Here is a 20,508-nt window from a genome sequence, read left to right on the forward strand (position 1 = left end):
CGCCCGCGCGAACGGCTTTCCTCACTGTCGGCGCGGCGGAGCCGGGCGCAGGCGCCAACGACCTTCGCGCACCGAGGCGAGGACGCCCGCGTGGGTCACGCGGCGGCCCCGCTCCAACCCGTCCAGCAGTGCCTCGACGTTGCTCGCCTCGGAGAAAACGGGCTCGGTCAGCCCGATGACGGCGCGGACCACCGTCACCGCCCGGCGGACGAGGCGGCGGCGGATCTCGCGCGGCAGGTCGGTCGCGTCCACGCGCACGTCGTCCCCGTCCGTCATGGCACGTGCGGCCCACAGCCAGTCGACGACCGCGCGCAGGTCGCCGTCCGCCTCCGCCAGATAGCTTGCCGAACGGGCGAGGTTGGCGGGGCCGAGCCATTCATGGGCGTCGAGCAGCTGACGGACGCGCGTGCGCTCGTACCGATCGTCGGCATTGGCGGGATCGTCGATGAACCGCAACTCGCGCCGCCGCGCGAGCGCGCGCAGCTCGGCGCGCCGCCAGTCGAGGAGCGGACGCACGACGACGATCCCCGCGATGGTCGTGCGCGCGCGCACCCCGGCGAGCCCGGCGAGCCCCGATCCGCGTCCCGCGCGCATCAGGAACGTCTCCGCCTGATCGTCGGCGTGATGGGCGGTCGCGACCGCGCCGACCCCGCCCGCGGCCGCCCATCGCCCGAGGAGCTCGTAACGGACCGCGCGCGCCCGGGCCTGCAGACTGGCTCCGGCGATTGCCGCGCCGGGAGTCAGGGTGACATGCGAAACGTCGAACTCCGCGCACGCGCCCGCGACGAGCGCGGCCTCTTCCGCGGCTTCGGGACGCAGGCCGTGATCCACCGTCGCGACCGACACTCGGCCGTCCAACGCCTCGACGGCGAGCGCGAGCATCGCCATGCTGTCCGGGCCGCCTGATACGGCGAGACCCAGCACGCCGTCATATCCGCGCCCGAAGGCGTGGGTCAGGTCGGCGCGGAACCGGGCGGCGTCGTCCATCCGCCCCTACCCCGCACCGCTCGGCGCGGACGCGCTCACGAGCATTTCGCGGCGGCGCGGCCTTTGACGATGTCGGCCTTCATTCGTGCGTCGATCTTGGCCCCGTACACATCGTTCAGCTCGCCATAGACCTTGCAGGCGTCGGCGGGCTTCTTCAGCGTCCGGAGCGCCTGGGCGAGGTAGTAGAGGCTGTCGGGTGCGCGCTCGCCGTCCGGCATCTTCTTGTAATTGTCGTAGAACGCGATGGAGGCGAGCGAAGGCTTCCCACCGTCGAGATAGGAGCGACCGAGCAGGTTCTGCGCGTAGGACGCGCGGCGATGCTTGGGATAGGCGGCGACGACCTTTTTCAGCTGCGTCTCGGCGTCGACGTAACGCTTGGCCGTCCACAAGCGATAGCCGTACATATACGCGTCCTCGCCCGCGTCGCCCGTATCCTGCTCGACGACGGCGGGAGCGGCTGCGGGCACCGCCGCGGGAAGCGACGAAGCGGACCTCGCATCATCCTCCGACGCGTCCGCGCGGGTCGCCGGGATCGACTGGGTCGTCCGATCCTCCAGCGCCTTGAGCCGCGCGTCGGTCTCGCGTCGGTAAGCGATGAAGCCCTCGTCGAGCTGGCGCTGGCGGAACTGGCCTTGTTCGATCTGGCCGGTCATCGTCGCGATCTGCCCTTCGAGCGAGGCCACGCGCGCGGTCAGGTCGGCGACAGGGCTCGACGCCGACGCGCCGGGCGGAGGATCGACGCCCTGCGGCGCCTGCTCGATCTCCGGCTGGAGCAGCTGGCCCGCCCCGCCGGGAAAGACCTTACGCTGAACGGCGCGCATCTCGGACTCAAGCTTGCCGACGCGTCCCTCGACGCTTTGCGCGCCGACGACACCGGGTGTGAATAGCATGGCGGCGGTCGCGACGAACAGGATCGGACGCATGGACTAGGCACCCCCGGGATGATGGTTATCGGCTTTCCACGGCTGCACCCGGCCACCTGTCGCCAGCATGAAGACGTTCAGCGCAGCGTCTGGGCGCGGACGCGGGCGGCGGATTCGAGGTTCGCGCGCTGCGTCTCCGTCAGGACGCGGCGCGGCCGGGCCTGGGACTCGGTCGGGCCGGGCCGCGCGCGCACGGCCGCGACCGTTCCGGCGGCGGCCGCCGCGCCCGCCGCCGGCACGGCGGAGGACGTCCCGGTCGGCGCAGCGACCGCCCCGCCCGCGATCCGCTCCGCGATTGCCGAGCCGCCGACGCGCACGTCGTTCACCGGGCGCTCGCCCGTGCCGAGCGCGGGTACGGCCGATCCGTTGAGCGTCACCTGCAGCTTGTCGGGGCGACCGACGTCGATCCTGGGATCACGCGCGTCGGCCGGCACGTCGAAACGTTCGCCCTGCTTCATGGTGCCGGTATAAAGCGTACGGTCGTCGGCGTCGTACACACGCAGCCAGACATCGTCGGCGGCGGCGAGTGTGACCTGTCCGCCGGCCGTCGGGGTGACGGCGGGCGTGGGCGCGGATGGGGTCGACGCGACCACCGCGTCGGGCGGGCTGGTCGCCGCGCCGTCGCCAGTATCGAAACGCGTGCTCGCGAACCACAGCCCGCCCAGGATCAAAAAAGCGAGCGCCAGCCCGGCGGCGACGAGGGCGACGCCGCGCGACGGGACGCGCGCCGGGTCAGCCATTTCATATGGCGTATAGTCCACCTTCTTGGGGCCCGCGCGGTCGAGCTCGACGCGCACCTCCTTGGCGACCGCCGCATCGCTGAGCCCGACGGCGCGGGCGTAGGCGCGCGCAAAGCCGACGGCGTAGGCACCCGATGGAAGACCGGCATAGGCGCCCGCCTCGATCGATCGAAGGTGGCGCAGGGGCACGCGGGTGCGCGCGCCGACATCGTCGAGGGTCAATCCCAACGCCTCGCGCGCCGCGCGGAGCTGATCGCCGACCGTATCGGGTCCGGTCGCTCCGCTCGAACCCGAGCCTTGTACCGGGCCTTGAACCGGATCGCCCTCTGTCATGCCCACTCCGCACCCGGCGCCCGCGCCCGCCGCGCGGCCCGGTTCGTTACGTCCCAGAGCGCCGGGGGCGTGTCAACGCGGGACGGAAATCGGTTGGTCGAATCCTCAGGCCAACTCGACGCCCGCGTCCGTCGCCCAGGCGGCCAGATCGGCGCGCAAGGTCCGCGGCGGGGCGTCGCCGAGCAGCCTACCCATCCGCACGCGCAAGCCTTCCCGGTCCAGGGAACGTATCATCGCCTTGACCGGTCCGACCGCCGCCGGGGTTATCGACAGCCGGTCGATGCCGATCCCGATCAGCGCCATCGCCTCCAGCGGCCGGCCGCCCATCTCGCCGCAGACCGCGACGGGCACGTCAGCGGCGTGGCAGGCGTCCGCGACGCGGCGAAGGAAGCGCAGGATCGAGGGCGACAACCAATCGTACCGTTCGGCCAGCTTGGGATTGGCGCGGTCGGCGGCGAACAGGAACTGCGTCAGGTCGTTGGTGCCGATCGACAGGAAATCGATCTTGGGGAGCAGAACGTCGAGCTGCTCGGCGAGCGCCGGCACCTCCAGCATCGCGCCGTACCGGACGGCGGTCGGCAGGCGGCGGCCGCGATCGGATATCCAGGACCGCTGCGCCTCGAACAACGCCTTTGCCTCGTCGAACTCCCAGGGTTCCGACACCATGGGGAACATGACGTTCAAGCTGCGCCCCGCCCCCGCCTCGAGCAGCGCACGCGCCTGGGCCTTCATCAGGCCGTCCCGCTCCAGCGCGACGCGCAGCGCGCGCCAGCCCATTGCCGGGTTCTCCTCATCCTCCGCCGAGGTGTTCAGGTACGGCAGCGCCTTATCGCCGCCGATATCGACCGTGCGGAACACCACGGGGCGCTGGCCCGCCGCGTCGAGCACCTCGCGATAGAGTCGCTGCTGGCGCTCGCGCTGCGGCAGGGTCGCGGAGACCAGGAACTGGAATTCGGTGCGGAACAGCCCGATCCCGTCCGCCCCCGTCTGGTCAAGCGCATGGACGTCGTCGCGCAAGCCGGCATTGACCATCAACGTGACGCGATGGCCGTCCATGGTGACGGGCGGCACGTCGCGCATCGCCGCGAACACTGCTTTCCGCTTCTGGCGGAGGACCAGCTTGCCCTCGAACGCCTCCTCCATCGCCGGGGTGGGTCGCGCGAAGACGTTCGCCTCGCCGACATCGAGCAACAGCAGGTCACCCTCCGCCACCTGCCGCCGGATATCGCGCGCGCGGCCGAGCACCGGTACCCCCATCGCGCGCGCGACGATGATGACGTGCGCGGTCAGCGACCCCTCCTCCAAGATCACGCCCTTCAGGCGGCGGCGGTCATACTCCAGCAGCTCGGCCGGACCCAGATTGCGAGCTATCAGGATCGTGTCCCGCCGCAGCCCAGATTGCGCGGCCGTCCCCATCTGGCCCGACACGGTGCGGAGCAGGCGGTTCGCCAGATCCTCCAGATCGTGCATTCGATCGGCGAGCAACGGGTCGTCGATCTGGCGCATCCGCTGGCGCGTGCGCTGCTGCACCCGCTCGATCGCCGCCTCGGCGGTCAGCCCGCTGTCGATCGCCTCGTTGATCCGCCGGCTCCAACCCTCGTCGTATGCGAACATCCGGTAGGTCTGGAGCACCTCGTCATGCTCGCCCCCGCCGCCGAACTCCGCCTGCGCGGCCATGTTGTCGATCTGCTCGCGCATCCGGTCGAAGGCGGAATAGACACGGGCGCGCTCGGCCTCCGTGTCCTCGGCGACGGTATGTTCGATGACGATGCGCGGTTGGTGATAGACGGCGTGGCCCGACCCCATGCCGTCGACCAGCTTCTGCCCCATGATCCGCATCGGCGCGGTCGATTGCGGCCGTCCGGGCGCGTCGCCGCCGTCGATCAGCCCGGCATTGGCGATCAGTTCGGACAGGACCATCGCCACCGTCTGCAGCGCCTCGATCTCGACATCGGCATAGGCGCGGGGTTCGGCATGCTGGACCGCGAGCACGCCGACGGCGCGCTCGCGCCGGATGACGGGGACGCCCGCGAAGCTGTGATACCGATCCTCACCGGTCTCGGGCCGGTAGGCGAAGGCGGGGTGCGCCGCCGCCTCGTCGAGGTTCAGGATCTCCGAATTCTGTGCGATGGTGCCGACCAGTCCCTCGCCCATCGCGAGCTTCGTGACGTGCACCGCCTCCTCCGCCAGCCCGCGCGTGGCGTACAGTTCCAGCACGCCCTCGCGCAGCAGGTAGATCGAGCAGACCTCGCTGGCGATCGCCTCGCCGACGATCTGGACGACCTGGTTGAGCTTGGCCTGGGCGGCGGTGCGCGCCGCCATCACATCGTGCAAGCGCGTCAGGATCTCGCGGGCGGAAGCGGCGGCAGAGACAGGCATGGTGGTCGGGTACTACCTTTCGTCCATCGCTGGGAAGGGAGGAGATCAAAGGTCGAACAGGCCGTCCTGCGATCCCGCCGGCGGGTTGAGCCCTAGGTGCTTCCACCCGCCCGCGTTCAGGCAGCGGCCGCGCGCGGTGCGGGCGATCAGGCCGAGCTGGATCAGGAACGGCTCGATCACCTCCTCGACGGTGTCGCGCGGTTCGGACAGGCCCGCCGCCAGTGTCTCGACGCCCACAGGCCCGCCCCGGTATACGTCGGCGATCATCGTCAGGTAACGCCGGTCCATCGCATCGAGGCCAAGCCCATCGACCTCGAGCCGGTTGAGCGCGGCGTCCGCGACCTTCGCGTCGACCGTCCCCGCCCCGGCCACGTCGGCGAAATCGCGCACCCGCCTGAGCAGCCGCCCGGCGATGCGCGGGGTGCCCCGCGCGCGGCGCGCCACCTCCGCCGCGCCGTCGGGGGCGATGGCGAGCCCTAGCAGCCCGGCCGCGCGCGTCACCACGCGCGTTAGTTCCTCGACCGTGTAGAATTGCAGCCGGACGGGGATGCCGAACCGGTCACGCAGCGGCGTGGTCAGCAATCCCTGCCGCGTCGTCGCCCCCACCAGCGTGAAGCGCGGCAGGTCGATGCGAACGGACCGCGCCGACGGCCCCTCGCCGATCATCAGGTCGAGCGCGCGGTCCTCCATCGCCGGGTACAACACCTCTTCGACGGCGGGCGCCAACCGATGGATCTCGTCGATGAACAGGACGTCGCCGTCCTCCAGATTGGTGAGGAGCGCGGCCAGGTCGCCCGACTTGGCGATCACGGGGCCGGAGGTGGCGCGAAAGCCTACCCCCAGCTCGCGCGCGACGATCTGCGCCAGCGTGGTCTTGCCCAAGCCAGGCGGCCCGAAGAACAGCACATGGTCCAGCGCGTCGCCCCGCGCCTTCGCGGCCTGGATGAACACGCGCAGGTTCTCGCGCGCCGCTTTCTGCCCCACGAAATCGTCGAGCGTTTTCGGACGAAGCGCGGCATCGACGTCCTCGGGACGGCGGGCGGCGGTGAGAAGGCGGTCGGCGTCGGTCAAAGCCCGTCGGCTCTAGCCGAACGCGCGGTGGCAGGACAGGGCACCGCGACCCGTCGAACGACCTATCGAAATGAATCAATGGGGCGGGGAACGGGCGGGCGGGCGGCTGGTTCACCCCCTCGCATCCGGCCCCCATTCCGGGCGGCGCGCGGACTGCCCGGGAGAAGATCATGCCGAAGCGTTTCGCCGCCACCGAGGGCGCGATCGAAAAGGGCCTGGAGAACGCCACGCCCAAATCCGGCGCGAAGCTGGCGCACGAATGGGCCGCCGCGCTCGAGGAGACGGAAGTCACGGGCGCGAAGGGCGTTCGCGGCGATCTGGAAAAGCTCGCCAAGGAGCTCGAGAAGGAAGAGCCGAACCAGGCGTCCGTCACCAAGCTGCTCGGCAAGCTTGGCCCCGCGACCGTCAAGCTTGCGGACAAATGCGAGGACGAGAAGGTCGCCGAGAAGGTCCGCCATCTGGGCCAGGCGCTCCAGTCGAGCGGCGACGAGGATTGATTACGATGGCCCCGTGGTCGCGTGCGCGATCACGGGGCCTTACCCGCTCTCAGGATTTCATGAAGTCGGTAAAGTCGCTCCAATGCTCGACCTTGAACGCGCGAATATCGCGTACGCAGGTCGGGAACCAGGGCAGCCCCCTGAGCGCGTTCATCGCTAGCGTGACCGCGACGAGACTGTCGCCCTGCGACACATAAACACTACCTTGCACTCGCGCAAAGCCGTAGCGGTTCAGGACCGCACCGATGTCCGCGTAGGCTTGGCTGACTCCCTTCGGGTGCGTTGCCCTGGTCTGGTGCAGAAGAAGGTCGAACCCGATTGCGAACATCAATCGTCCGTCGGATCGGTCAGGATCGCGCTGACCGGATAGTCGAGGCTCTCACCCGACTCAAGAACGTGGATACGCATATGCGGCTCGCCTACAGGCGATGATGCGGCGGGCGCGACGATCTCATACGCCGGGCCGACCAGGCCGAACCGCCGGATCGCTCCAACCAACACGCCCATATCGACCATTCGCACCTCCTGCTCTCTTCCTACTTCGCCGCCTTGCGGAGCGCCAGCCTGACCAGCGCGTCGAGTGTCGTGCCCGGCCCGAGCTCCTCCTCCGCCTGCGCGACCGCGCTCGCCGCCTCGGCGGGGCGGAAGCCGAGATTGAGGAGCGCGGAGACGGCGTCCGCGCCCGCGCCGGTCGGAACCGCCTGCGACGCGGCCGCTGGACCGAGCGCGACTCCGCCGATCCTGTCCTTCAGCTCGCGGACGATCCGCTCCGCAAGCTTGGGGCCGACGCCGTTCGCGCGTGCGACCGTGGCCTTATCCTGCGCCAGCACGGCGCGGCTGAGATCGGCGGGCTCCAGCGCGGACAGGATGGCGAGCGCGACGCGCGCGCCGACGCCCTGCACGCCCGTCAGCAGCCGGAACCAATCGCGCTCGGCCGCGTGGGCGAAGCCGACCAGGCGGATCGAGTCTTCCGCGACCAGCATTTCGGTGAATAGCGTCGCCGCCTCGCCGGGGGATCCGAGCGCCGCCAGCGTGCGCGTCGAGGCACCGACGAGGTAGCCTATTCCGCCCACGTCGATGACGGCGTGGTCCATGCCGGTCGCGTCCAGGCGTCCCTTCAAGTGTGCGATCATAAAGGAGGTCTACGCCATGCGGCCCCTACCCGTCATCCCCGCGCTCGCGGCATGGTGCGCATGCGTGATCGCCACCGCCAGCGCGTCGGCCGCGTCCGGGCCGTCGATCTTCGCGCCCGGCAATAGTCGAGCGACCATCGCCTGCACCTGCATCTTTTCGGCGGCCCCGGTCCCGACCAGCGCCTTCTTCACCAGCCGGGGCGCGTACTCGCCGACCGTCAGCCCGAACCGGGCGAGCGCGCACAGCGCGACCCCGCGCGCGTGGGCAAGCTTCAACGTCGATTGCGGGTTGGCGTTGACGAACACCTCCTCGACCGCCGCGCCCTCGGGCATGTGGTCGGCGAGCAGCGCCGCGATCTGGTCGTCCAGGTGCGATAGCCGCTGCGGCAGCGGCGCGGCGCTGTCGGTCTTGAGGCGACCGTTGCCGACATGCGCGAGCCGGCTCCCTTCCATGCGGATCAGCCCCCAACCGGTGGTGCCCAGCCCGGGATCGAGGCCCAAGATGATCACGCCCGCTACCCCAACCGCTCCATCACCGCGTCCGACACCTCGTAATTGCCCCACACCGTCTGCACGTCGTCGTCGTCGTCCAGCGTGTCGATCAGCTTGAACAGCGTCGCCGCGTCGTCGTCGCCGACGGCTACGCTGACCTGCGGTCGCCAGGCCAGCTTCGCGCCCTCCGCCTGCCCCAGCACGGGCTCCAGCGCATTGGCAACCTCATGCAAGTCGCCCTGCGCGGTCCAGATCTCGTGGCCGTCCTCCGAGGAGGTCACGTCCTCCGCTCCCGCCTCCAACGCGGCGTCAAACACCTTGTCGGCACCGCCGACCGCCGGGGGATAGTTGATCAGCCCCATCCGGTCGAACCCGTGGCTCACCGACCCGCTCGCGCCGAGATTGCCGCCGTTCTTGGCGACGGCGGTGCGCACGTTGGTCGCGGTGCGGTTGCGGTTGTCGGTCAACGCCTCGATGATCAGCGACACGCCGCCCGGGCCGAAGCCTTCGTACCGGACCTCCTCATACAGCTCCGCGTCGCCGCGCGTCGCCTTGTCGATCGAACGCTGGATGTTGTCCTTGGGCAGCGACATCGCTTTGGCCGCGTTCACGGCGGCACGCAGGCGCGGGTTCATGTCGGGATCGGGCAGGCCCATCTTGGCTGCGACGGTGATCTCGCGGCTCAGCTTGGAGAACGCGCTGGAGCGCTTTTTATCCTGGGCGCCTTTGCGGTGCATGATGTTCTTGAACTTGGAATGGCCTGCCATCGTCGCCTCTATTCGGGGAGACGGCCCTTTAACGCCGAACCGATCGACACGGCAATTGCCCCCCGCCGACGCTTCCGCCACACGCCCGGGCATGACGGTGCCAGTGGATTTGGGCGTGGACGAGCGCGGCGGCGCGGTCGCGGTGGATTTGGAGGAGTTGATGGCGACGCGCCTGCTCGTCCAGGGCAATTCGGGATCGGGCAAGTCGCACCTGCTCCGCCGGCTGCTCGAACGCTCGGCGGGGCAGGTCCAGCAGGTGGTGATCGACCCCGAGGCCGACTTCACGACGCTCGCCGGGCCGTACGGCCATCTGGCGATCGAGGCGGCGGGCTATTCGGAACGCGAGATCGCGCGTTTCGCCGCTCGTATCCGCGAGCACCGAACCTCCGTCGTGCTGTCGCTCGAAGGGCTGGAGGCGGAGAGCCAGATGCGCTGCGCCGCGCAGTTCCTCTCCGCGCTGTTCGACGCGCCGCGCGAGCATTGGTACCCCGCGCTCGTCGTCGTTGACGAGGCGCAGCTCTTCGCCCCCACCACCGGCGGCGAGGTGGCGGAGGAGGTGCGCCGCGCGTCGCTCGGCGCGATGACCAACCTGATGTGCCGGGGCCGCAAGCGCGGGCTAGCGGGCGTGATCGCGACGCAGCGCCTGGCCAAGCTCGCCAAGAATGTCGCAGCCGAAGCGTCGAACTTCCTGATGGGACGTACTTTCCTCGACATCGACATGGCGCGCGCCGCCGACCTGCTGGGCATGGAGCGGCGGCAGGCGGAGGCGATCCGCGACCTGCCGCGCGGCAGCTTCCTGGGACTCGGCCCCGCCATCGCGCGCCGCCCGGTCACCGTCCGCATCGGCGCGGTATCGACCGACGCGCGGAGCTCCAGCCCCAAGCTAACCCCACTTCCGACGGCCACGCCAATGGATTTGGCCGGCCTTCTCGCCGAGTCGGACGCGCCACGACTGCCCATGAGCTTCGACGAGCGCCCGCGCGTCGTCCCAGCCGACGAACTCGACCGGCGGATCGTCCGGCCCGAAACGCTCGCCGCCCCGCCCGCCAAATCAGACGTGGAGGAGGAAGCAATCTATGCCGGGGCGTTGCAGGCGGTCGTCGCCGACGCCGGCTCGGCGTTCCGCCCTATCGCCGAGCTGTTCCAGGATTTCCAGGTCCGCTGCCGCATGACGGGCCTGCCCCGGCCCGCGCTCGACCTGCCCGGCTTCACCCGCCGCCTCGCCTGCGCGCGGGCGGGCGTCTTCGACGTGGCCGACCCCGCATGGACCGACGCGCTGGCGCTGGGCGGCACGCTCCCCGACAACATGCTCGGCGCGTTCCTGCTTGTCGCGAGCGCCGCGCGCGAGGGTCGCGCCTGCCCCACCGATGCCGAACTCGCCCGCACCTACGGCACCAGCTCGCTCGGCCGCGTCCGCCGCCTGATCGGCTATATCGAGACCCGCGACCTGTTTGTCACCCGCACCGACCTGTCGGGCAAGCGGTCGATCGCGATCCCCCGGCTGGGTTGGACGACAGAGCCGGCGGAGGCGTCGTGATCAGTCAGTCGTGGATTGCACGAACGGCTCCAGACGATCAAGCAACTGATCGCTCGTAAGATCGCCCCGGACCAGCTTCTCGATCCACTGACCCAAAAGCGGCGTTTCCGCCTCGTCGTCAGGAACGAGCAGCTCCAAGCCATTGCGCGCGAGGAACTCGACCATCGACGAGGTAGCGGTTCGCTTGTTTCCGTCGACGAACGGATGGTTCATCGCGAGCGCGAAGCACAGCTTGACCGACAACGCGAGCACGTCCTCTTCCTCATCATAGAGGAAGAGATTGCGCGGAGCAGCAACCGCGCTGTGCAGGAGGTTCGGGTCCTTGACGCCTGCCAACCCACCAAACGCACGAAGCTGGCGATCGTGGATCATTTCGACGTCGTTGGCCGTCAACCAAACCGGCTCAGCGCCCAAGATACCTCAGCGTGTTCTCATAACGCTTCTCGATCTCGTTGCGCAAAGCTTCCACATCCAGATCGCGACGCGGCTTGGCGACGAACGTACGCCGCTTTTTCACAGGAGGATCATATGCGGTCGCCACTTCAACCTAGCTCCATGCGAAACTTGCGCGAAAGGCCATAGCAGCAGGCTATGGTAAAATCGACCCCGCACCCGCCCGGGCTCAGATCATCCCCAGCGCCTGCATATATACCTCCAGGATCGCCTCCTCTTCCTGATACTCATCCTTCTTCTTCTTGCGGATCGACAGGATCTTGCGGATCGCCTTGGGGTCGTAACCGCGCGACTTGGCTTCGCCCATCACGTCCTTGATGTCGTCGGAGATGCCCTTCTTTTCCTCCTCCAGCCGCTCCGCGCGCTCGATCAGCAGCTTCAGTTCGTCCGCCGCGACGTGCCCGCCGGTGCGGCCCGCTTCGCCCAATTCCTCGACCATGAAATCCCCCATGGCGGGCGGCCCCCTCGGGCGGCCCGCGTCTCTTCGTGTTGATGATGCTGGTCGGCCAGCGATTAACGCCCACGCCGATAAGGTGAGGCTTAGGCGGCAACCACCCTCCGCTTCAAGCCCCCACCCCTTCCAGCCTTGGGCGGCGACCCGCTTACTTCACCGGGAAGACCTGCCGCTCGCCGCCCTGCTTGTGGACGACCCCGCGCCGCATCACGAACTCGACCTGGGTGAGCCGCGCGACGTCCGCGACCGGATCGCCCGCCACCGCGATGATGTCGGCGTCCATGCCGGGCTGGATGCGGCCGATGCGGTCCGCGCGGCCGAGCAGGTCGGCGGCGGCGATCGTGGCCGATCGGATCGCGGCCATCGGGGCCATCCCCTGCGCGACCATGTACCCAAACTCGAGCGCGTTGGTGCCGTGCGGGCCGACCCCGGAGTCCGTGCCCATCGCGACCTTCACCCCCGCCTTGAACGCGCGGGCATGGCTCTGCTTGACGACGAGCGACACCTGCTCGGCCTTGGCGGCGGAGGCGGCGGGACGCTCGCCCGCGCGGCCCTGCCGGATCACGCTCTCGAACGCGTGCATGGTCGGGACGAGGTACGCGCCCGTCGTCTTGAACAGCCGGATCGTCTCGTCGTCGAGATACGATCCGTGCTCGATCGAGTCGACTCCCGCCTTCAGCGCCAGGTCGATCCCCGATTTGCCGTGCGCGTGCGCCGCCGCCTTACGCCCGAAGGCATGCGCGGTGTCGATGATCGCCTTCATCTCCTCGAGCGTCATCTGCGCCTCCAGGCCGCCCGCGATGTTCGATCCGACCCCGCCGGTGGCCGCGAACTTGATCACCTCCGCGCCCGAGAAGATCTGCTCGCGCGTTGCCCGCCGGCAATCGTCGGGGCCGTTGCAAATTTCGGGCGAGGCCTCGCGCTCGACATGCGCGTATTCGCGTTTCAGCCCGTTCGCGTCGCCATGCCCGGCCGTGACCGACACCATGCGCCCGGCGTTGACCACCGTCGGCCCCGCCACTTCGCCGCGCGCGATCGCGTCGCGCAGCGCCCGGATGCCGCGCGGCTCGCCCCCCAGGTCGCGCACGGTGGTGACGCCCGCCTCCAACGTCCGCCTGGCGTTGGCGACCGCCGTCAGCAGGTCGTCCTCCAGATCGCGCGTCGTGGCCTCCAGCCGCGCCTGGAGCGGGTAGCCCGTCGAATAGAAATGGACGTGCATATCGATCAGCCCGGGCAGCACGTACCGATCCTTCAGGTCGACCAGCCGCGCCCCCGCGGGCGGGGCGGCATGGCCGTCGCGCACCTCCACGACCTTGCCGTCCCGCACCACGATCGTCGAAGGCCCGCGCGGCGCCTGGCCCGGCTGATCGAGCAGGCGGCCCGCATGGATGTAGGTGGTAACGGAGGGGGCCGGGGTCACGGCCGGCGGCGGCGCGATTTGGGCGACGGCGGCGGTGCCGGTCAGCGACGCGAGTACGAGTGCGATCGATCTGGTCATTTTACCTCTCCGTTCGGCCCGACCTTGTCGAAGGCTTGTTCTTCTTCGCTACCGTAGAGAGAAAGCCGACCCTTCGACAAGCTCAGGGCGAATGGAGAATCAGGCATTCCGCTTCACGCTATCCGCCATCCGCTCGAGCTGTTCGGGCGTCGCGTCCCCATTGTGCCGCGCCTTCCACTCGGCATACGGCATCCCGTAAATCGCCTCGCGTCCCTGTTCCCGGGATGTCCCGCCCGCCTCCGCCACCCAGTCGCCCAGGCAGTTGCGGCAGAAACCCGCCAAGCCCATCAGATCGACATTCTGGGCGTCCGTCCGATGCCGCAGGTGGCTCACCAGGCGGCGGAACGCCTCGGCGGCGGTGCGGTCGTCGATCTCGTCCATCCGGTCCATGCGTGATGCGCCTTTCGGTTGATCGGGTCGGATTAGGCCCTAGAGCGTGCGGGCGCAAAGCCGGAGCGTTTCCCCATGACCAAGTCCCTGCCGCCCCGCCTGCGCAAGGTGCGCGTGCTCGCCACCCTCGGCCCCGCCAGCAGCACCCCCGAGATGATCGGTGCCTTGTTTCAGGCGGGCGCGGACGCGTTCCGCATCAACATGTCGCATGGTGATCAGGCGGCCAAGGTCGCGGTCGTCCAGGCGATCCGCGATCTGGAGAAGCGATTCGGCCGCCCGAGCACGATCCTCGCCGACCTGCAGGGCCCCAAACTGCGTGTCGGCCGCTTCGAGGGCGGCGGGGTCACGCTCCGCACCGGCCAGGATTTCACCTTCGATCGCTCCGACGCGCCCGGCGACGATGCACGCGTCGGACTACCCCACCGGGAGATCTTCGCCGCGATCGAACCGGGCGCGCGCCTGCTGCTCGACGACGGCAAGCTGGTGCTCCGCGTCGTCGAGCATGACGAAGGCCGCATCGCGACGCGGGTCGAGGTCGGCGGCAAGCTGTCCAACAACAAGGGCCTGAACGTCCCCGACGTCGTCGTGCCGATGGCCGCGCTGACGGAGAAGGACCGCTCCGACCTGGCCTGGGCGGTCGGCCAAGGCGTCGATTGGATCGCGCTGTCATTCGTGCAGCGGCCCGAGGACCTGATGGAGGCCCGCCGCCTGATCGAGGGCAAGGCCGCGCTGCTCGCCAAGATCGAGAAGCCGTCGGCGATCGAGCGGCTGGAGGAGATCGTCGAGCAATGCGACGCGGTGATGGTCGCGCGCGGCGACCTGGGCGTCGAGCTCCCGCCCCAGACCGTCCCCGCGCTCCAGAAGCGCATCGTCGAGGTGTCGCGCAGGCTCGGCCGTCCGGTGGTGGTCGCGACGCAGATGCTCGAATCGATGATCACCTCACCCTCTCCCACCCGCGCCGAGGTGTCGGACGTGGCGACCGCGATCTATGACGGCGCGGACGCGATCATGCTGTCCGCCGAGTCCGCGGCGGGAGACTGGCCCGTTGAATCGGTGTCGATGATGAACGCGATCGGCGAAGCGGTCGAGCGCGACCCCGGCCACGGCGACCGCGTCCATTTCACGATCACCAAGCCCGATCCCACCACCGCCGACGCGCTCGCCGAGGCCGCCAAGAACATCGCTGCGACCGTCAGCGCAAAGGCGATCATCTGCTTCACCACCAGCGGCTCGACCGCGAGGCGCGTCGCGCGCGAGCGGCCCGCGGTGCCGATCCTGGTGCTCACCCCCAGCCAGTCGACCGCCCGCCGCCTGGGCCTGCTATGGGGCACCCACGCCGTCCTGACCCGCGACGTCGAGGATTTCGAGGCGATGGTCGCCAAGGCCAAGCGCATGGCGCTCCGCCACGGCATCGCGGCGGCGGGCGACCAGGTGATCGTCATGGCCGGCGTCCCCTTCCGCACCCCCGGATCGACCAACGTCATCCACGTCGTCCGCATCAGAGGCGACGAGCTGAAGAACTACGGCACGAACGCGAGCGGGTGATCCCTGAGTTTCGCGTCGCGGGTGAGGAGCCGGGCACCGAGCGCCTGCACCTGTGTCAGGATCATCCTGTCCAACGGGTCGGCATTGGCCACCTCTATTTCTAGCGGTAGGATGGTCATGTCCGGGGTGAGCGGCACAAGCGTAAGCGCATTTTCATTGGCGAATGCGATTGCGTCACTCGGGGCAATGCTACCTTTCCGCCGACCGTGACGGTCCAGGCTCTCCCATTTGATCCGCACCTCCCAAAGCGACACGACCGATACCTGGATCGAGATGCTTGGGTTCCCCGTCAGCGCGCGCTCGGCCGGGTTGAGTCGATGCGGCTCCGTAGCCAGCCAGATCAGGAAATGCGTATCCAGCAGCAACTTCACGTCGGGCTTGCCGACTCATCGTCGAAATAGTCGGGACCGAAGATCTCGCGCGTCCAAACCGGATCGTTGAAATCGGCCAACCACTCCTCGTCGCTGCGCGGATCGGGCGGCAGCTTGTCCAAGCCCATCTCGCGACGGACCCGCTCCAGCCGATCCCAATCGAGGCCGCCCTTCTTGAGCGTGGGCGGTCCCAGCTCCGCCACGGGCGTACCGTTCTTAGTGATGGTGACGCGTTCGCCGCGCTCGGCGAACGACAATGCGTGAGCGAACTGGGCGCGGGCTTCGCGAACGGACATTTCCATGGGTTACTCCTTGAGTACATGATTGTACACAACAGATCGTCAATCGTCAAGCAATCCCAGGTCCATCAACTCCGCCCGCAGCTTCGGCTCGCCGGTGAAGTGCAGCGCCACCAAACCGACATCGCTCGCGCCCGCCACGTTCGCCATATTGTCGTCGATGAACACCGTCCGCTCCGCCGTCAGCCCGAACCGCTCGAGCGCCAGGCGGTAGATCGCGGCGCCGGGCTTCACCAGCTTCTCCGCGCCCGACACGACCACGTCCCGGAACCGGTCGAACATCGCTGCCTCACGCTCGCGAAAAGGCGGCCAGAACTCGTGGGAGAAGTTGGTGATCGCATAAAGCGGCACGCCCCGTGCCTCCAGATCGTCGACCAGCACATGCATGCCGGGCACCGGATCGCCGATCGATTCGAGGAAGCGCGATCCCCAGGCGGCGATCAGCTCGGCATGGTGCGGGTGGAGCGCGGTTAGCTCGGCCGACGTGTCGGCGAAGTTGCGGCCGGCGTCATGCTGGAAATGCCACTCGGACGTGACCACGTCGCGCAGGAACGCGTCGAGCGCCCGATCCTCCCGGATCAGGCGCTGATAGAGATACCGGGGATCCCAATCGTACAGGACACGACCGACATCGAAGATGACGGCCGTCGGAGCAGGGTGGTTCAGCCCTGGCGCGCCTTGAAACGCCGGTTGGTCTTGTTGATGACATAGGTCCGACCGCGGCGGCGGATCACGCGGTTGTCGCGGTGCCGGCCCTTCAAGGACTTCAGGGAGTTGCGGATCTTCATGGCGCGCGTTCGCTTCCGGTATGCTGGACGGGAGGTTCGGAAAGCGCGCGGCGTATGAGCGCGGCGTCCCCAAGTCAAGGTTCGGGAACCCGCGCCCGGGTTCCGTGCGTTGCACTCCTGTAACGATGACGCGAAGGATTGCGGCGATATGAAGAATATGGGCGGAATGATCGTTGCGCTGGCGGCGGCCGGCATAAGCCTCTCGGGATGCGCGACCACCGCGATCACCCCGCCCGCCGAAGCGATCCGCTACCATCTGGGCCAGCCGATCGCGCGCGGCACCGTAGCGGTCGAACCGCTCCAGACCACTGCCGGCATCCCGCCCTCGCTCGAATATCGGAGCTACGCCGCCGCGGTCGAGGCCGAGCTGCTCCGCAATGGCTATTCGCGCGCGACGCCGGGCGCGACGCCCGAATACGTCGCCACCGTCGCCTTCCGTCGGCGCAACGATGTCGGCCCGCCACGCCGCTCGCCCTTTTCGATCGGCATCGGCGGCGGCGGTTTCAGCGGCGGGCGGCGCGGCGGCGGCGTGGGGCTCGGCGGCGGGATCGGCTTCCCGCTCGGCGGCGGTCGCGCGCGGGAGCTCGTCGTGTCCGAACTGGCGGTCACCATCAAGCGTCGCGCGGACCTGTCGCCGATCTGGGAAGGCAACGCCCAGGCCGCCGCCGACGTGCGCAGCTCCGACGGACAGACCGACGCGCTCGCCGCGCGGCTCGCCCGCGCGCTGTTCACGGCCTTTCCGGGAGAGTCGGGTCGTACTATCGAAGTCCGATGAGCCTCAGCATCAACGCCGCCTTCGATGGCGGCAACATCCGGGTCGTCGCGGTCGAGGGAGACCGCGTGGATCTGGAGATCGTCGCCGATCACCTGTCCGATTTCTTTCAATGGTTCCACTTCCGCGTCGCCGGCGCGCGCGGGCGGACGCTCACCTTCCGCATCCTGAATGCCGGCAAGTCGGCCTATCCGTTCGGCTGGCCGGGCTACAGGGTGCGCGCCTCGACCGATCGCGAGGTGTGGCGGATGACGCCCACCGCCTATGCCGACGGCGTGCTGGAATGGACTTGGGACGTCGACACCGAACTCGCCTGGTTCGCCTATTTCGCGCCCTACACGATGGACCGGCACGACGCGCTGATCGCCCGCATCGCCGCCTACCCCGGCGTCGTTCACCGCGAACTGGGCCGCAGCCTCGACGGCCAGGCGATCGACCGCCTGTCGGTCGGCTCGGGGCCCAAGCCCGTCTGGATCTACGCGCGCCAGCATCCTGGCGAATCGATGTGCGAATGGTTCATGGAGGGCCTGCTCGAACGCCTGACCGACCCCGATCCTCGCACGCGCGACCTGCTGGCCAAGGCGACGATCCACTGCGTTCCCAACATGAACCCCGACGGCACCCGGCGCGGGCACCTGCGCACCAACGCAGGCGGAGTGAACCTCAATCGCGAATGGCACGCGCCCAGCCCCGAGCGCAGCCCGGAGGTGCTCTGCGTCCGGAACGCCATGGACGAGACCGGCGTGACCTTCGCGATCGACGTCCATGGCGACGAGGCGATCCCGGCGAACTTCATCGCCGGTTATGAGGGCATCCCTAGCTGGAACGACGACCACGGCGCGCACTTCTATGAATTCGGCCGCCGCCTCGCCGCGCATACCCCCGACTTCCAGACCGAGCTCGGCTATTCCAAGGCGTCGGCGGGCAAGGCCAACCTGTCCATGTCCACCAACCAGCTCGCCGAGCGCTTCCGCGCGGTCGCCTGCACCCTAGAGATGCCGTTCAAGGACCACGACCCCAACCCTGATCCCGAATTCGGCTGGAGCCCCGGCCGGTCCAAGCGCCTCGCCCACGCCTGCCTGGAGACGCTGGCGGGCATGATCGACGACCTGTGATCACGCTCCGCCAGGACGACCCGACCTCGCCCGCCGTCGCCGACCTGCTCGCGGCGCACGTCGCGTTCGGCCGCGCGGGTAGACCCGCCGAGAACGCGCACGTGCTGGGGGCGGACGGGCTGTCGACGCCCACCGTGACGTTCTGGACGGCGTGGGAAGGAACCGCTCTCGCGGGCTTCGCCGCGCTCAAGGAGCTGGAGCCGACACATGGCGAGGTGAAGTCGATGCGCACCGCGCCGACGTTCCTTCGCCGCGGGGTCGCGCGCCTGCTGCTGGACCACATCGCCGCGACCGCGCGGACGCGCGGCTATCGACGGATCAGCCTGGAGACGGGCAGCGGCTCCGCCTTCGGCCCGGCAATCGCGTTGTACCAGGCGTTCGGCTTCGTCGACGGCCCCGTCTTCGGCGGCTATCCGCCCAGCCCGCACAACCGCTTCATGACCCTTCTCCTGTAAGGAATCCGATGCCCACCCTCGTCCTGATCCGCCACGGCCAGTCCGCCTGGAACCTCGAAAACCGCTTCACCGGCTGGTGGGACGTCGACGTGACCGAGAAGGGCGCGGCCGAGGCGCGCGCGGCGGGCGAGCTGATGGCGGCGCGCGGGCTCGATTTCGACCTTACCTTCACCTCGCTCCAGACCCGCGCGATCAAGACGCTCAACCTCGCGCTGGAGGCGATGGACCGCCTGTGGTTGCCCGTCGAGAAACATTGGCGGCTGAACGAGCGCCATTATGGCGGGCTGACCGGCCTCGACAAGGCGGAGACCGCCGCCAGGCACAGCGCGGATCAGGTCAAGGTCTGGCGCAGGAGCTTCGACATTCCCCCGCCCCCGGCTGAGGCGGGCGGCGCATACGACCTGACCGACGACCGCCGCTACGCCGGCATCCCCGTCCCGACCTCCGAGAGCCTGAAGGACACGATCGCGCGCGTCCTCCCATATTGGGAGGAGCGCATCGCCCCCGCCCTCCGCGATGGCCGGCGCGTCCTCATCTCCGCGCATGGCAACAGTTTGCGCGCGCTGGTCAAGCACCTGTCGGGCATCTCGGACGCGGAGATCGCGCATCTGGAGATACCCACCGGACAACCGATCGTGTATGAGCTGGATAACGCACTTAACGCGACCGATCGCTACTATCTTAGCGAGCGTTAGGGCGAGCCGATAGAACCAACGGAGGGTAACGTGACGAGGATAGCTTCGCTTAGACGGCTCGCGATCGCCAACACGCGCGCGCGCCCGGCCATGCACTTCAAGCCTGCGGCGCGGCGTCGCGATCCCGATGCGGATCCGGAACCCACGCCCGTGATTCCCGGTCCGATCTCTCCGGCGCTGGGCGGCGGCGCAGCGGCGACCATCGACTAGAAATTGCCTCGCTTGCCGGGTGAAACGGCCCCGGCTATCGCTCGCGCATGGCGCAGGTCGGGATCATCATGGGCTCGCGCTCCGACTGGGAGACGATGCGTCACGCCGCCGATATGCTCGACTCGCTCGGCGTCGCGCACGAGACCCGGGTGGTTTCCGCCCACCGCACCCCCAAGCGCCTATACGACTACGCCACCACCGCCGCCGAGCGCGGGCTGAAGGTGATCATCGCCGGCGCGGGGGGCGCGGCGCACCTGCCCGGCATGGCGGCGGCGATGACGCACCTGCCCGTGCTCGGCGTCCCCGTCGAGAGCGCGGCATTGAAGGGCATGGATAGCCTCCTCTCGATCGTCCAGATGCCCGGCGGCGTCCCCGTCGGCACGCTCGCCATCGGCAAGCCGGGCGCGATCAACGCCGGCCTGCTGGCGGCGGCGATCCTGGCGACGGCCGATGAGGCGCTGGCGAAGCGGCTGAAAGCCTGGCGCGCCGTGCAGACCGAGGCGGTGGCGGACAAACCCGAGTGAACACCTTTCCTGCCCTCGTCACCCCGGACTTGATCCGGGGTCCCGCTACCTTCCCGCGCCGAAAAAGCGGGACCCCGGGT

26 protein-coding genes are annotated in these 20,508 nt (G+C 69.1%); 8 read left to right on the forward strand and 18 right to left on the reverse strand.

The window, feature by feature from the left end:
• Window positions 1-21 precede the first annotated feature (21 nt).
• From tilS to ruvB, 5 genes are all read right to left on the reverse strand, one after another.
• Window positions 22-987, reverse strand: a complete 966-nt coding sequence (tilS, locus tag ACFE71_RS03110; protein WP_375427350.1) for a tRNA lysidine(34) synthetase TilS — start codon at window positions 985-987, stop codon at window positions 22-24.
• A 35-nt stretch (window positions 988-1,022) separates the two neighbouring features.
• Complete coding sequence (locus ACFE71_RS03115) at window positions 1,023-1,910, reverse strand: tol-pal system YbgF family protein (RefSeq protein ID WP_375427351.1); 888 nt, start codon at window positions 1,908-1,910, stop codon at window positions 1,023-1,025.
• 77 nt (window positions 1,911-1,987) lie between these two features.
• On the reverse strand, window positions 1,988-2,983 hold the full coding sequence (locus tag ACFE71_RS03120) for a helix-turn-helix domain-containing protein (RefSeq protein WP_375427352.1): 996 nt from the start codon (window positions 2,981-2,983) through the stop codon (window positions 1,988-1,990).
• Window positions 2,984-3,088: 105 nt separating this feature from the next.
• The gene (gene ptsP, locus ACFE71_RS03125) at window positions 3,089-5,362 is read right to left on the reverse strand and encodes a phosphoenolpyruvate--protein phosphotransferase (RefSeq protein WP_375427353.1); all 2,274 of its coding nucleotides are present in this window, start codon (window positions 5,360-5,362) and stop codon (window positions 3,089-3,091) included.
• Window positions 5,363-5,407: 45 nt separating this feature from the next.
• On the reverse strand, window positions 5,408-6,433 hold the full coding sequence (gene ruvB, locus ACFE71_RS03130) for a Holliday junction branch migration DNA helicase RuvB (protein WP_375427354.1): 1,026 nt from the start codon (window positions 6,431-6,433) through the stop codon (window positions 5,408-5,410).
• A gap of 170 nt (window positions 6,434-6,603) precedes the next feature.
• Between ruvB and ACFE71_RS03135 the strand changes: the two genes are divergently transcribed.
• The gene (locus ACFE71_RS03135; RefSeq protein WP_375427355.1) at window positions 6,604-6,930 is read left to right on the forward strand and encodes a hypothetical protein; all 327 of its coding nucleotides are present in this window, start codon (window positions 6,604-6,606) and stop codon (window positions 6,928-6,930) included.
• 49 nt (window positions 6,931-6,979) lie between these two features.
• Here the strand turns inward: ACFE71_RS03135 and ACFE71_RS03140 are convergent, their stop codons facing one another.
• Genes ACFE71_RS03140 through ACFE71_RS03160 form a run of 5 tightly spaced genes read right to left on the reverse strand, consistent with a single transcriptional unit; the run spans window position 6,980 to window position 9,322 of the window.
• Window positions 6,980-7,258 carry a virulence factor gene (locus ACFE71_RS03140; RefSeq protein WP_375427356.1) on the reverse strand — a complete coding sequence of 93 codons (279 nt, stop codon included), beginning with the start codon at window positions 7,256-7,258 and terminating at the stop codon, window positions 6,980-6,982.
• Window positions 7,258-7,446: a DUF5397 family protein gene (locus ACFE71_RS03145; RefSeq protein ID WP_375427396.1), complete on the reverse strand. Its 189-nt coding sequence runs from the start codon at window positions 7,444-7,446 to the stop codon at window positions 7,258-7,260. The genes ACFE71_RS03140 and ACFE71_RS03145 overlap by 1 nt, the downstream gene beginning before the upstream one ends.
• Before the next feature lie 20 nt (window positions 7,447-7,466).
• Window positions 7,467-8,063 carry a Holliday junction branch migration protein RuvA gene (gene ruvA / locus ACFE71_RS03150; RefSeq protein WP_375427357.1) on the reverse strand — a complete coding sequence of 199 codons (597 nt, stop codon included), beginning with the start codon at window positions 8,061-8,063 and terminating at the stop codon, window positions 7,467-7,469.
• 9 nt (window positions 8,064-8,072) lie between these two features.
• Window positions 8,073-8,573 carry a crossover junction endodeoxyribonuclease RuvC gene (ruvC, locus tag ACFE71_RS03155; protein ID WP_375427358.1) on the reverse strand — a complete coding sequence of 167 codons (501 nt, stop codon included), beginning with the start codon at window positions 8,571-8,573 and terminating at the stop codon, window positions 8,073-8,075.
• Window positions 8,574-8,578: 5 nt separating this feature from the next.
• Window positions 8,579-9,322 (reverse strand): YebC/PmpR family DNA-binding transcriptional regulator, encoded by a 744-nt coding sequence (locus ACFE71_RS03160; protein WP_375427359.1) that lies wholly within the window; start codon window positions 9,320-9,322, stop codon window positions 8,579-8,581.
• A gap of 91 nt (window positions 9,323-9,413) precedes the next feature.
• Here ACFE71_RS03160 and ACFE71_RS03165 point away from each other — a divergent pair, with 91 nt between their 5' ends.
• Window positions 9,414-10,859 (forward strand): AAA family ATPase, encoded by a 1,446-nt coding sequence (locus ACFE71_RS03165; protein WP_375427360.1) that lies wholly within the window; start codon window positions 9,414-9,416, stop codon window positions 10,857-10,859.
• On the opposite strand, the gene ACFE71_RS03170 is transcribed toward ACFE71_RS03165, so the two are convergent.
• From ACFE71_RS03170 to ACFE71_RS03185, 4 genes are all read right to left on the reverse strand, one after another.
• Window positions 10,860-11,252 (reverse strand): type II toxin-antitoxin system death-on-curing family toxin, encoded by a 393-nt coding sequence (locus ACFE71_RS03170; protein ID WP_375427361.1) that lies wholly within the window; start codon window positions 11,250-11,252, stop codon window positions 10,860-10,862.
• 229 nt (window positions 11,253-11,481) lie between these two features.
• The gene (locus tag ACFE71_RS03175; RefSeq protein ID WP_375427362.1) at window positions 11,482-11,763 is read right to left on the reverse strand and encodes a DUF2312 domain-containing protein; all 282 of its coding nucleotides are present in this window, start codon (window positions 11,761-11,763) and stop codon (window positions 11,482-11,484) included.
• 151 nt (window positions 11,764-11,914) lie between these two features.
• A complete protein-coding gene (locus ACFE71_RS03180) occupies window positions 11,915-13,264 on the reverse strand; it encodes an amidohydrolase family protein (protein ID WP_375427363.1) in 1,350 nt (449 codons plus the stop codon).
• Window positions 13,265-13,363: 99 nt separating this feature from the next.
• Entirely contained in the window at window positions 13,364-13,654 is a 291-nt protein-coding gene (locus ACFE71_RS03185) for a DUF1244 domain-containing protein (RefSeq protein ID WP_375427364.1), read from the reverse strand.
• Window positions 13,655-13,729: 75 nt separating this feature from the next.
• Here ACFE71_RS03185 and pyk point away from each other — a divergent pair, with 75 nt between their 5' ends.
• A complete protein-coding gene (gene pyk / locus ACFE71_RS03190) occupies window positions 13,730-15,199 on the forward strand; it encodes a pyruvate kinase (RefSeq protein WP_375427365.1) in 1,470 nt (489 codons plus the stop codon).
• Here the strand turns inward: pyk and ACFE71_RS03195 are convergent.
• From ACFE71_RS03195 to ykgO, 4 genes are read right to left on the reverse strand one after another with little or no spacing between them, the layout of a single operon-like run.
• A complete protein-coding gene (locus tag ACFE71_RS03195) occupies window positions 15,175-15,570 on the reverse strand; it encodes a type II toxin-antitoxin system VapC family toxin (RefSeq protein WP_375427366.1) in 396 nt (131 codons plus the stop codon). The two genes, pyk and ACFE71_RS03195, sit on opposite strands and share 25 nt — an antisense overlap.
• Window positions 15,567-15,872, reverse strand: a complete 306-nt coding sequence (locus tag ACFE71_RS03200; RefSeq protein WP_375427367.1) for a type II toxin-antitoxin system Phd/YefM family antitoxin — start codon at window positions 15,870-15,872, stop codon at window positions 15,567-15,569. The genes ACFE71_RS03195 and ACFE71_RS03200 overlap by 4 nt, the downstream gene beginning before the upstream one ends.
• Before the next feature lie 39 nt (window positions 15,873-15,911).
• Window positions 15,912-16,535: an HAD family hydrolase gene (locus ACFE71_RS03205; protein ID WP_375427397.1), complete on the reverse strand. Its 624-nt coding sequence runs from the start codon at window positions 16,533-16,535 to the stop codon at window positions 15,912-15,914.
• A complete protein-coding gene (ykgO, locus tag ACFE71_RS03210) occupies window positions 16,532-16,657 on the reverse strand; it encodes a type B 50S ribosomal protein L36 (RefSeq protein WP_004210176.1) in 126 nt (41 codons plus the stop codon). Before ykgO ends, ACFE71_RS03205 begins: the two co-directional genes overlap by 4 nt.
• Before the next feature lie 148 nt (window positions 16,658-16,805).
• On the opposite strand from ykgO, the gene ACFE71_RS03215 reads away from it, so the two are divergent.
• From ACFE71_RS03215 to purE, 5 genes are all read left to right on the forward strand, one after another.
• Complete coding sequence (locus tag ACFE71_RS03215) at window positions 16,806-17,432, forward strand: DUF4136 domain-containing protein (RefSeq protein ID WP_375427368.1); 627 nt, start codon at window positions 16,806-16,808, stop codon at window positions 17,430-17,432.
• The gene (locus ACFE71_RS03220) at window positions 17,429-18,544 is read left to right on the forward strand and encodes a M14-type cytosolic carboxypeptidase (RefSeq protein WP_375427369.1); all 1,116 of its coding nucleotides are present in this window, start codon (window positions 17,429-17,431) and stop codon (window positions 18,542-18,544) included. The genes ACFE71_RS03215 and ACFE71_RS03220 overlap by 4 nt, the downstream gene beginning before the upstream one ends.
• Complete coding sequence (locus tag ACFE71_RS03225; RefSeq protein WP_375427370.1) at window positions 18,541-18,999, forward strand: GNAT family N-acetyltransferase; 459 nt, start codon at window positions 18,541-18,543, stop codon at window positions 18,997-18,999. Before ACFE71_RS03220 ends, ACFE71_RS03225 begins: the two co-directional genes overlap by 4 nt.
• An 8-nt stretch (window positions 19,000-19,007) precedes the next feature.
• Window positions 19,008-19,694: a 2,3-diphosphoglycerate-dependent phosphoglycerate mutase gene (gpmA, locus tag ACFE71_RS03230; protein WP_375427371.1), complete on the forward strand. Its 687-nt coding sequence runs from the start codon at window positions 19,008-19,010 to the stop codon at window positions 19,692-19,694.
• Window positions 19,695-19,951: 257 nt separating this feature from the next.
• The gene (gene purE, locus ACFE71_RS03235; RefSeq protein WP_375427372.1) at window positions 19,952-20,428 is read left to right on the forward strand and encodes a 5-(carboxyamino)imidazole ribonucleotide mutase; all 477 of its coding nucleotides are present in this window, start codon (window positions 19,952-19,954) and stop codon (window positions 20,426-20,428) included.
• The last annotated feature ends 80 nt before the right edge of the window (window positions 20,429-20,508 follow it).

The organism is uncultured Sphingomonas sp., assembly GCF_964237155.1.
GTDB lineage: Bacteria > Pseudomonadota > Alphaproteobacteria > Sphingomonadales > Sphingomonadaceae > Sphingomonas.

Bases quoted from the DNA above. Each gene is read 5' to 3' on its own strand.
- ACFE71_RS03175 (WP_375427362.1), bottom strand. From the start codon at position 11,763: ATGGGGGATTTCATGGTCGAGGAATTGGGCGAAGCGGGCCGCACCGGC.
- ACFE71_RS03120 (WP_375427352.1), bottom strand. From the start codon at position 2,983: ATGACAGAGGGCGATCCGGTTCAAGGCCCGGTACAAGGCTCGGGTTCG.
- ruvA (WP_375427357.1), bottom strand. From the start codon at position 8,063: ATGATCGCACACTTGAAGGGACGCCTGGACGCGACCGGCATGGACCAC.
- ptsP (WP_375427353.1), bottom strand. From the start codon at position 5,362: ATGCCTGTCTCTGCCGCCGCTTCCGCCCGCGAGATCCTGACGCGCTTG.
- ykgO (WP_004210176.1), bottom strand. From the start codon at position 16,657: ATGAAGATCCGCAACTCCCTGAAGTCCTTGAAGGGCCGGCACCGCGAC.
- ACFE71_RS03165 (WP_375427360.1), top strand. From the start codon at position 9,414: ATGACGGTGCCAGTGGATTTGGGCGTGGACGAGCGCGGCGGCGCGGTC.
- pyk (WP_375427365.1), top strand. From the start codon at position 13,730: ATGACCAAGTCCCTGCCGCCCCGCCTGCGCAAGGTGCGCGTGCTCGCC.
- ACFE71_RS03180 (WP_375427363.1), bottom strand. From the start codon at position 13,264: ATGACCAGATCGATCGCACTCGTACTCGCGTCGCTGACCGGCACCGCC.
- purE (WP_375427372.1), top strand. From the start codon at position 19,952: ATGGCGCAGGTCGGGATCATCATGGGCTCGCGCTCCGACTGGGAGACG.
- ACFE71_RS03215 (WP_375427368.1), top strand. From the start codon at position 16,806: ATGAAGAATATGGGCGGAATGATCGTTGCGCTGGCGGCGGCCGGCATA.
- ACFE71_RS03135 (WP_375427355.1), top strand. From the start codon at position 6,604: ATGCCGAAGCGTTTCGCCGCCACCGAGGGCGCGATCGAAAAGGGCCTG.
- ACFE71_RS03115 (WP_375427351.1), bottom strand. From the start codon at position 1,910: ATGCGTCCGATCCTGTTCGTCGCGACCGCCGCCATGCTATTCACACCC.
- ACFE71_RS03140 (WP_375427356.1), bottom strand. From the start codon at position 7,258: ATGTTCGCAATCGGGTTCGACCTTCTTCTGCACCAGACCAGGGCAACG.
- gpmA (WP_375427371.1), top strand. From the start codon at position 19,008: ATGCCCACCCTCGTCCTGATCCGCCACGGCCAGTCCGCCTGGAACCTC.
- ACFE71_RS03220 (WP_375427369.1), top strand. From the start codon at position 17,429: ATGAGCCTCAGCATCAACGCCGCCTTCGATGGCGGCAACATCCGGGTC.
- tilS (WP_375427350.1), bottom strand. From the start codon at position 987: ATGGACGACGCCGCCCGGTTCCGCGCCGACCTGACCCACGCCTTCGGG.
- ACFE71_RS03160 (WP_375427359.1), bottom strand. From the start codon at position 9,322: ATGGCAGGCCATTCCAAGTTCAAGAACATCATGCACCGCAAAGGCGCC.
- ACFE71_RS03200 (WP_375427367.1), bottom strand. From the start codon at position 15,872: ATGGAAATGTCCGTTCGCGAAGCCCGCGCCCAGTTCGCTCACGCATTG.
- ACFE71_RS03185 (WP_375427364.1), bottom strand. From the start codon at position 13,654: ATGGACCGGATGGACGAGATCGACGACCGCACCGCCGCCGAGGCGTTC.
- ACFE71_RS03145 (WP_375427396.1), bottom strand. From the start codon at position 7,446: ATGGTCGATATGGGCGTGTTGGTTGGAGCGATCCGGCGGTTCGGCCTG.